Here is a 2,520-nt window from a genome sequence, read left to right on the forward strand (position 1 = left end):
ACGACCCGCTTCGCGGGAGGGTCGCCTGGTTCTGAGATGACGCGTATTCATAGGCCTTGAGCAGGTAAAGCCTGCGATCCGACCATGGAGTTCCCTTCAACGAAAGGAACTTGCCATGGCTACCTTGTCGACCGACGCTCCGATCACGCCACTTCGCCAGCGCATGCAGCAAGACATGCTGATGCGGGGCCTGGGACCGCATACGCAGCAGGATTACGTTCGTCATGTCCGGCGCTTCGCCGCGTTCCTTGGCCGCGCGCCCGACACCGCAGCGCCCGAGGACATCCGGCGCTTCCAGCTGTATCAGCATGAGAACGGCGTCGGTCCTGCGACGATTAACGGCGCGGTCTCGGCGCTGCGGTTCCTGTTCACCGTGACGCTGAAGCGGCGCGATTTGGCGCGCGCGCTGGTGGTCACCCGGTATCCGCGCAAGCTGCCCGAGGTGCTGAGCGTCGAGGAAGCGGCGCGGCTGCTCGAAGCGGCGCCAGGCATCAAGTACAAGGCCGCGCTCGGTGTCGCCTATGGCGCCGGTCTGCGCGTGTCCGAGGTCGCGCATCTCAAGGTCGACGACATCGACTCGACACGCATGCTGATCCGCGTCGAACAGGGCAAGGGACGCAGGGACCGCAACGCCATGCTCTCGCCGCAACTGCTGGAACTGCTGCGACTGTGGTGGCGCGAAGGCAAGCGGCGCGGGGTGATGCTCCCGCATGGCTGGCTGTTCCCGGGGCGCAGTTGCATCGCGCCGATCTCATCGCGGCAACTGCATCGCGCGGTCCAGGAAGCAGCCGAAGTCGCCGGCATCCGCAAGCGCGTCAGCCCGCACACGCTGCGTCACAGCTTCGCCACCCACCTGCTTGAGCAGGATGTCGACATCCGCGTCATCCAGGTGCTGCTCGGGCACAGCAAGCTTGATACCACCGCGCTCTACACCAAGGTCTCGACCCGCACGATCCACGCGGTCGCAGGGCCGCTGGACCGGCTGATGGCGCTGATGGAAGGCAAGACGCCGTCCGGCTGAACCGGTGCGCGCCGACCTGGAGGTCGCCGATATCTTCCGTGCTGCCGGCCCCGGATACCGGGTCTCCCACGCCGGGCATCTGAGCCTGCAGCAGCTCAAGGTCATGTCGGCGATCGAACAGTGTCGCACCGCTGCATTGGGTGGTCATGTCGAAGCCTGTGCGGACTGCGGCCAATGGCGGATCGCCTATAACAGCTGCCGCAACCGGCACTGTCCCAGGTGCCAGGGCGCGGCCGCGCGTACATGGCTCGCCGAGCGCGAAGCCGACCTGCTGCCAGTCGGATACTTCCACGTCGTGTTCACGCTGCCGGCCGAGGTCGCCGAGATCGCGTTCCACAACAAGGCGCTGGTCTATGACCTGCTGTTCAAGGCGGCATCGGAGACCATGCTGACGATCGCGGCCGATCCCAGGCATCTCGGCGCGCGCATCGGCATCACCGCCGTGCTCCACACATGGGGATCGGCGATGACCCACCATCCGCATGTCCACATGATCGTGCCGGGCGGCGGCATCGCGCCGGACGGGAGCCGCTGGATATCGTCGCGCCCGGCCTTCCTGCTCCCGGTCAGAGTACTGGGCAAGTTGTTCCGCCGCCTGTTCCTCACCCGGCTGATCGCGCTGCACGACGCCGATCGGCTCGCCTTCTTCGGCACCCTTGCTCGTCTCGTCGAGCGGCAGGCCTTCCTGCGGCACCTGTCGCCGGTCCGGAACAAGCGCTGGGTGGTCTACGCCAAGGCGCCCTTCGCCGGGCCGGAAGCGGTGCTCGCCTACCTGTCGCGCTACACGCACCGGGTCGCGATCTCGAACCGCCGCCTGATCGCCTTCGACGAGGCTGGAGTCACCTTCCGCTACAAGGACTATCGCCGCGATGGTGTCGAGCGCCAGCGCGCCATGACGCTTGCCGCCGACGAGTTCATCCGCCGCTTCCTGCTCCATGTCCTGCCGCGTGGGTTCCACCGCATCCGTCACTATGGGCTGCTCGCCAGCTCCGCCCGCAAGGCCAGCCTCGCACTCGCGCGCGAACTGCTGAACGTCGATCTGCCGCCCCAAGACGACACTTCGGAAGAACCGGCTGACGTCCGCCGGCCTTGCCCTTGCTGCGGCGGACGCATGGTCGTCATCGAGAGGTTCGAACGGTGGGGCCAGCCTCGTGCACCGCCTGCCTCAAGAGCGCCGAACCGGGAGAACGCCCCATGACCCGGCATGACCAAGTTGCTCGTACGACCGCGCCACGCCGGCGCCGGTCAACAGGATCTTATGTGCACGTTGCCGTGGCGCTGGTCGTCACGCACACCAATCCCGTCGGAATCAACGCAACAGCCTCTGCGACCTGGCCCGGAAGCCGCTTCCACGACATGCCCGGCGCATCTTATGCAGAAGTTCGCGACAGCCGCTGGCGCACCCCGAGGCACAAATCCCCATAGGCAATCGCCTGCGGCCCGCGGGTTCCTGCATCAGAGACTTTCGTACGCCTGACGGCACCCGAAACCCTTCAGCA

The 2,520-nt window shown here is 66.5% G+C and carries 2 protein-coding genes; both read left to right on the forward strand.

Features of this window, described 5'->3' with window-relative positions; translation table 11 throughout:
• The first annotated feature begins 115 nt into the window (after nt 1-115).
• The gene (locus NKK47_RS34845; RefSeq protein ID WP_352579906.1) at nt 116-1,021 is read left to right on the forward strand and encodes a tyrosine-type recombinase/integrase; all 906 of its coding nucleotides are present in this window, start codon (nt 116-118) and stop codon (nt 1,019-1,021) included.
• 4 nt (nt 1,022-1,025) lie between these two features.
• Nucleotides 1,026-2,219 (forward strand): IS91 family transposase, encoded by a 1,194-nt coding sequence (locus tag NKK47_RS34850; RefSeq protein ID WP_502897066.1) that lies wholly within the window; start codon nt 1,026-1,028, stop codon nt 2,217-2,219.
• Nucleotides 2,220-2,520 lie beyond the last annotated feature (301 nt).

The sequence above is a fragment of the Mesorhizobium sp. M0019 genome (assembly GCF_040323975.1).
GTDB lineage: Bacteria > Pseudomonadota > Alphaproteobacteria > Rhizobiales > Rhizobiaceae > Mesorhizobium.